Genomic DNA, 6,342 nt, shown 5'->3' with positions numbered 1-6,342 from the left:
TCATTCTGCATTTCCAGTTCGATCTGGAGTACTTGGAGTTCATGCGGTAATTTTTCGGCAGTGCAATTCACTAATGTTGTTACAGGTGCATGGCAGAGCCGCGCCTCAGCAGCTGCTCGTAATGTATTCTGGGCGATTGAGTCTTTATCCATGCAACTTCATTTACTCGGCTGTTATTAGATTATTTTGTAAAGTATAGCATCTAACTCTTTTTAAGAGGCGTTACCTATTAGTATGAATTCAAGGCATTGAAGCCGAATTTGACGCTGCATTTTCCAGTAGTTTGCTTGACTATGACACCCGTACATTTTTCATCTGCTTAGGTGCAAAGCCTGTAAAAAAACACGGCTACACGCATTCATACCCTTGAAAGACAAAAAAACGGGCGCATTGTCAATAAGGGCGGCGTTTAATAAAAAATAGAGCCCGCCTCTTGCGTACTTTATTAGACGGCTGACAAATGTTATTTATTTTTGACCAGTTCGCGTAAAATCAAGCGTTCAGAATTTGCTTAACCATATCGGGAAATACCATGAAAAAGATTCTTTTCTTAACTGTTTTATTGTCGGCAGCAACCGCTTTTGCTGATGATGCCAAAAATGAATGGCATAACACGACGCTGTCCGATGCCACAATTAAGAAGATTCAGGATGCGGGGTATCAATATAAAATGTGTGTTTCAGGTGAAATGCAAAAACCTGCTTATCAACAGCTGGAGAGTCGCCGGGCGACGGAAGAGATCATGAAACAATGCGAATCGATCTTATCCCAGATGCGCGAAGTTTATCTGGCTGAAAAAGTGCCCGGCATCGTTGCCGACCGCCACTTAAGACAGATGCGCATGCAAACTACGCGTAATGTACTGCAAGGTATGATGTTTGGTGAAGCCGCCAGAAAATCCGGTCAACAATAACTATAAGAGTCTCGTGTAATGAATACTTATGTAATCGATTTATCCTTGAAACCCACCACCTTCGATCTCTGGCATGTTTGTTTGGCGGGCACTGTTGCGCTGTTGGCGCTGATTTTAATCGTTTTATTGCTGTCGATGCTGATCAGCCTGATTCGCGGCAAGAAAAAACCGGCTGTTTTGCCTGCTGCGCCGGCACCTGAACCGGTGGTAAAAATCGTTGAGAAAATTGTCGAAGTTGAAAAGCTGGTTCATGCGCCTGCACCGGAACCTGTGGTGTTAAAAGAGGCAACTCCTGATGCGGCTTTGCAATTGCTGGGTTTGTTGCAAAAAGAAGCGCGCTTTATCGATTTCATTAAAGAAGATATTGCCGCTTACAGCGATGCGGATATCGGTATTGCTGCCCGTGTCGTGCATGAAGGCTGTAATAAGGCGATTAACGAACATTTTACCTTGGCTACCGTCCGTAGCGAACAGGAAGGCAGTAAAATCACTCTGCCGCAGGGTTTTGATGCGGCTGCGGTGCGCTTAACCGGCAATATCGTCGGTCATGCGCCTTTTACCGGCACTCTGGTGCATAAGGGCTGGCAAGTAACCGGTATCAGACTGCCCAAACTGACGTCAGGGCATAATGCGGCTATTGTTGCACCGGCAGAGGTGGAGTTATGAGCGATTTGCCCGGTCATTCGCAACCGGAAACGGCTAATGAAGACACGGCAAGTGAAAATTTAGCCGTTGAGCAAGCGCAAAACGTCTCCTCAGGAACACGATTTTCTGTCGGTATCGATTTGGGCACCACGCATTGCGTCTTGTCTTATGCCGATCTGGAACATATCGACGATGAAGGTTTCTCGCCGCAAGTCATGGCAATACCGCAACTGACTTCTCCCGGTTCGGTTGAAGACAAGCCACAGTTGCCGTCGTTCTTATATCAGGCTCATCCAGCCGAATTGGCAGAAGATTCTACCGCGTTACCCTGGATCGCAAAACCGGACTATCTGGTCGGTGAAATTGCCCGCAATTTGGGCAGCAAAACTCCGATACGGTTGGTGGCTAGCGCTAAAAGCTGGTTATGTCATGTCGGCGTAGATTGCAAAGCGCCCATTTTACCTGCTGAAGCCCCTGACGAAGTCGACCGCGTCTCGCCGTTTCAGGCAACGATTGCGTACTTGCAACATTTGCGCGATGCCTGGCAAAGTCAGTTCCCCGATGCACCGTTGGATCAGCAGGATGTCGTTATTACGGTGCCGGCTTCATTCGATCCTGCGGCACGGGAGCTGACGGCTGAGGCGGCACGTGCCGTGGGTCTCGGTCAGGCAATCCTTCTGGAAGAACCGCAGGCAGCGTTATACAGCTGGATAGAGAAAAGCCAAGGCGACTGGCGCAACCATGCCGAGGTGGGCGATATTATCCTGGTCATCGATGTCGGCGGCGGCACCACCGATTTATCATTGATAGCGGTTACCCAGCAAGAGGGCAATCTCGAACTGACCCGGGTGGCTGTTGGCGATCATATTTTGCTGGGCGGCGACAACATGGATTTGGCCTTGGCCTATACCGTTAAAGCCAAGCTGGAAAAAGACGGCAAACGCTTGGAGCCTTGGCAGATTCAGGCGTTGACCCACAGTTGCCGCGAGGCCAAGGAAAAAATATTCACTCATTCCGAGGCGGATAATATCCCGCTGGTGGTGGCAAGCAGAGGTTCTTCGCTGATTGGCGGCACGCTACGCAGCGAATTAACCCGTGAAGAAGTTAATCGTGTGTTGATTGAAGGATTTTTGCCTAAGGTGGCAGTCAGCGACAGGCCGGTCAGTCGTCCCCGTACCGGCTTAAGAACCGCAGGTCTCCCTTATGCCCAGGATGCGGGCATTACCCGTCATCTGGCGGCGTTTTTGACCAAGCAGCAAGGCGCTACCGACGAGTTGAGCGATATTCATCTGCCGGAACATGCGAGCTTTTTGCATCCTACTGCGGTGTTGTTTAACGGCGGCGTGTTAAAAGCCGATGCCTTGGCTGAACGTTTAATGGAGGTGTTAAATTCATGGTTGAGCGCGGAGCAGGCTCCCGAAGCCCGATTATTGGAAGGTGCCGATCTTGATCTGGCCGTCGCCCGAGGCGCTGCTTATTATGGTTACGTTCGCAAAGGCAAGGGTGTGCGTATTAAAGGCGGCACGGCGGCCTCTTATTATGTCGGCATAGAAAGCGCGATGCCCGCAGTACCCGGCATGTCGCCGGAAATTCAGGCCTTGTGCATTGCCCCGTTCGGCATGGAAGAAGGTACGCAACAGGAATTGCCGGATGATGAATTCGGTTTGGTGATTGGCGAACCGGTACGGTTTCGCTTTTTCGCCTCCAATACCCGGCGCGAGGATAAGGTGGGTACCCGCCTGGATTATTGGACTGACGAAGAACTGGACGAACTGGAGGAGATAGAAATCACCTTGCCGGAAGAGGGTCGCAGACCCGGTGAAGTGGTGCCGGTGCATCTGTGTGCAGCCGTAACCGAAGTAGGCACGTTGGAACTGCAAGCCGTCTCGCAAAAAGACCAGGGTCGCTGGAAGATTGAATTTGATGTCAGGGCGGGCGAGTAGGCACGAACCGTTTTAAGGCATTTCTGGTTCCCACGCTCCGGCGTGGGAATCCATACTGACTTTGTATGTTGCCATGCTTCCATATGCATTCCCACGCGGGAGCATGGGAACGAGGACATAAAAATGAATCGAAAAAAACGCTTGATCATCGCCATGACCGGTGCAACCGGTGCGGTTTATGGGGTAAGAATGCTGCAAGTTTTGCAGGCGCAGGAACAATGGGAAACGCATTTGGTCATCTCTTCGGCCGGTGTGGTGAATTTAACCCATGAAATGGACATGAAGCGAGCTGAGCTGGTCGAGTTGGCCGATGTGACTCATGGTATCAATGACATTGCCGCGAGTATTTCCAGCGGCGGCTTTAAAACCGAAGGGATGATTATCGCGCCGTGTTCGATGAAAACCCTGTCTGCGGTTGCGCACGGTTTCGGCGACAACCTGATTTCACGCTCGGCTGATGTGGTGTTAAAAGAGCGGCGGCGCTTGGTGGTCATGCCTCGCGAAACACCCTTACATCTGGTGCATATTCGAAACATGGCGAGTGTGACCGAAATGGGCGGTATCATCTTTCCGCCGATGCCTGCTTTTTACAGCAAATCGGATTCGCTGGCGGCAATGGTCGATGAAACCGTGGGCCGGGTTTTGGAACTATTCGGGGTTAATGTCGACGGCTTGTATACACCTTGGGAGGGCTTGTAGAAACCTCTTTTAAGCCCTCACCTCGAAAGTTTCTTAAGACAGCAGCCGTGAATTTTTGCTGTTACGAAATATTAACGGCTTTTCATTGTCAGATAAAGCACTGGCTCTAGCTGAGTCTATCGCTTCCTGAATCACAGGGTGATTAGGCGATTTGCTGCACACCGGGTCGGCGGCGTACATATCACCAGTTAACAGATAAGCCTGACAACGGCAGCCGCCGAAATCTTTTTCTTTTTCATCGCAGCTGCTACACGGTTCTTTCATCCATTCATAGCCTCGGAAAAAATTGAAGGCTTTGGATTCATTCCAGATTTGATCAATGCTGTAGTCTTTCACATTGGGACAATCCAGTCCTGGTAGTTCTCGGGCCGAATGACAGGGCAGGGCTACGCCGTCCGGTGCGATGGTTAAGAAGGTCGTTCCCCAGCCGTTCATACAGGCTTTGGGCCGGTCTTCATGAAAATCCGGCACCACATAATAGATTTTCATCTTGCCTTCGACTTTTTCTTTAAAAGCCTGGGCGATTTGTTCGGCCTGTTCAAACTGTTCTTTGGTGGGCAGCAATAAATCACGGTTGGCATGTGCCCAACCGTAATACTGGGTGTTCGCCAACTCCAGATAATCTGCGCCCAGTTCTTCGGCCATTTCCAGAATTTGCGGCATCTGGTGGATGTTTTCGCGGTGTATGACCACGCACAAGACCATCGGGTAGCCGTGTTTTTTGACCAGATGGGCGACGTCTTTTTTGTGCTGGAACGATTCGGTGCCGGCAATATGATCGTTCAGTTCCTGGCTGCTGGCCTGGATGCTGACCTGGATATGGTCTAGCCCGGCTTCTTTGAGTTCGACGATTTTTTCTTCGGTCAGTCCATAGCCTGAGGTAATCAGGTTGGAATAATAACCCAGATCTCTGGCGTGTTTAACCAGTTCAGGCAGATCTTTGCGGGTTAACGGTTCGCCGCCGGAAAAACCCAGCTGGACTGCGCCCATTTTTCGGGCTTGCGTGAGTACGCGCTTCCAGTCCTCGGTGTCCAGTTCGGATTGATGTTTTGCATAATCAATCGGGTTGGCGCAATAAGGGCACTGTAGCGGGCAGGCATAAGTCAATTCCGCCAGCAGCCAGCGCGGCGGGGTGATGTTAGTTTTGTTGGATCCAGCCATTTTTTAAAGCGACCTCCAGGAAAGCGGTTATGTCATTTGCGAGACCTGTCGTTGCAAATTTCTGTTCCAGATCGCTGACGATTTGGTCAAGCTTGCGGGCGCCATCGCATAATTTCAGGATTTCTGCGGAACTTTGGTTAAGTTCCACCATGCCTTCAGGATAGAGAATAACATCTTTTTTCTGGGCTTCTTCCCATTGCAAACGGTGCATAGGGGAAAATTTAATGGTTTGATCTGGATTAATGCTCATTTTTCAATATTAAAATAAGGCGGCATATCGTGAATATACGCCAGGTACATCGCATCCGCCATGGTCCACAATACGTCCAGCTTAAATTGCAGGATTTGAATCATGCGCTCTTGTTGTTCGCGGGTTTTATACCAATCCAGCGTGATGGCCAGGCCGTGTTCGACATCGCGTCGCGCTTCGGTCAGGCGTTTGCGGAAATAGATATAACCTTCCTGTTCGACCCAAGGGTAATGTTCCGGCCAATTATCCAGACGTTGCTGGTGAATTTTAGGAGCAAACAGTTCGGTTAACGAGGAGCTTGCCGCTTCGTGCCATTCCGCTCTGCGGGCAAAATTAACATAGGCGTCGACGGCAAAACGTACGCCCGGTAACACATATTTCAATGAGGTAATGTCTTCGCGCGTCAAGCCGACGGCCATACCCAGCTGTATCCATGCCTCAATGCCGCCCGGATCGCCAGGGTGTCCATCATGGTCCATAATCCGTTGTATCCATTTGGCGCGGGTTTCGCGATCAGGACAATTAGCCAGAATGTTCGCGTCTTTAATCGGAATGCAGACCTGATAATAAAAACGGTTGGCGACCCAGCCCTGCAATTGCGCTTTGGTGAGTTTACCTTCGTTCATCAGGGTGTGGTAAGGATGATGAATGTGGTAATGGCTTTCCATGCCGCGTAGTTCGGCTTCAAATTGTTCTTTGGTCCAGGCTTTATTATCACTGCTCATGGTGTA

Annotated in this window: 7 protein-coding genes; 4 read left to right on the top strand and 3 right to left on the bottom strand. The window is 50.1% G+C overall.

Going from position 1 to position 6,342, the window contains the following annotated elements; translation table 11 throughout:
- The first annotated feature begins 532 nt into the window (after positions 1-532).
- The 4 genes from RW114_RS03175 (at position 533) to RW114_RS03160 (ending at position 4,200) form a co-directional block, all read left to right on the top strand.
- On the top strand, positions 533-913 hold the full coding sequence (locus RW114_RS03175; protein WP_340121259.1) for a hypothetical protein: 381 nt from the start codon (positions 533-535) through the stop codon (positions 911-913).
- 18 nt (positions 914-931) lie between these two features.
- Positions 932-1,579 (top strand): DUF2760 domain-containing protein, encoded by a 648-nt coding sequence (locus RW114_RS03170; RefSeq protein ID WP_340121258.1) that lies wholly within the window; start codon positions 932-934, stop codon positions 1,577-1,579.
- Entirely contained in the window at positions 1,576-3,501 is a 1,926-nt protein-coding gene (locus tag RW114_RS03165) for an Hsp70 family protein (protein WP_340121257.1), read from the top strand. The genes RW114_RS03170 and RW114_RS03165 overlap by 4 nt, the downstream gene beginning before the upstream one ends.
- 123 nt (positions 3,502-3,624) lie before the next feature.
- A complete protein-coding gene (locus RW114_RS03160; protein ID WP_340121256.1) occupies positions 3,625-4,200 on the top strand; it encodes a UbiX family flavin prenyltransferase in 576 nt (191 codons plus the stop codon).
- 33 nt (positions 4,201-4,233) lie between these two features.
- On the opposite strand, the gene pqqE is transcribed toward RW114_RS03160, so the two are convergent.
- Genes pqqE through pqqC form a run of 3 tightly spaced genes read right to left on the bottom strand, consistent with a single transcriptional unit; the run spans position 4,234 to position 6,336 of the window.
- Positions 4,234-5,361, bottom strand: a complete 1,128-nt coding sequence (gene pqqE, locus RW114_RS03155) for a pyrroloquinoline quinone biosynthesis protein PqqE (RefSeq protein ID WP_340121255.1) — start codon at positions 5,359-5,361, stop codon at positions 4,234-4,236.
- The gene (gene pqqD, locus RW114_RS03150; RefSeq protein ID WP_340121254.1) at positions 5,339-5,611 is read right to left on the bottom strand and encodes a pyrroloquinoline quinone biosynthesis peptide chaperone PqqD; all 273 of its coding nucleotides are present in this window, start codon (positions 5,609-5,611) and stop codon (positions 5,339-5,341) included. The genes pqqE and pqqD overlap by 23 nt, the downstream gene beginning before the upstream one ends.
- A complete protein-coding gene (gene pqqC, locus RW114_RS03145; RefSeq protein ID WP_340121253.1) occupies positions 5,608-6,336 on the bottom strand; it encodes a pyrroloquinoline-quinone synthase PqqC in 729 nt (242 codons plus the stop codon). The genes pqqD and pqqC overlap by 4 nt, the downstream gene beginning before the upstream one ends.
- Between the last annotated feature and the right edge of the window lie 6 nt (positions 6,337-6,342).

Source organism: Methylobacter svalbardensis, from assembly GCF_037671525.1.
Lineage (GTDB): Bacteria > Pseudomonadota > Gammaproteobacteria > Methylococcales > Methylomonadaceae > Methylobacter_A > Methylobacter_A svalbardensis.
The sequence above is the reverse complement of the archived record's forward strand: the minus strand, read 5'-3'. Positions and strand labels throughout refer to the sequence as shown.

Coding starts and splice junctions, on each gene's coding strand:
- RW114_RS03170 (WP_340121258.1), top strand. CDS start 932: ATGAATACTTATGTAATCGATTTATCCTTGAAACCCACCACCTTCGAT.
- RW114_RS03165 (WP_340121257.1), top strand. CDS start 1,576: ATGAGCGATTTGCCCGGTCATTCGCAACCGGAAACGGCTAATGAAGAC.
- pqqD (WP_340121254.1), bottom strand. CDS start 5,611: ATGAGCATTAATCCAGATCAAACCATTAAATTTTCCCCTATGCACCGT.
- RW114_RS03160 (WP_340121256.1), top strand. CDS start 3,625: ATGAATCGAAAAAAACGCTTGATCATCGCCATGACCGGTGCAACCGGT.
- pqqC (WP_340121253.1), bottom strand. CDS start 6,336: ATGAGCAGTGATAATAAAGCCTGGACCAAAGAACAATTTGAAGCCGAA.
- pqqE (WP_340121255.1), bottom strand. CDS start 5,361: ATGGCTGGATCCAACAAAACTAACATCACCCCGCCGCGCTGGCTGCTG.
- RW114_RS03175 (WP_340121259.1), top strand. CDS start 533: ATGAAAAAGATTCTTTTCTTAACTGTTTTATTGTCGGCAGCAACCGCT.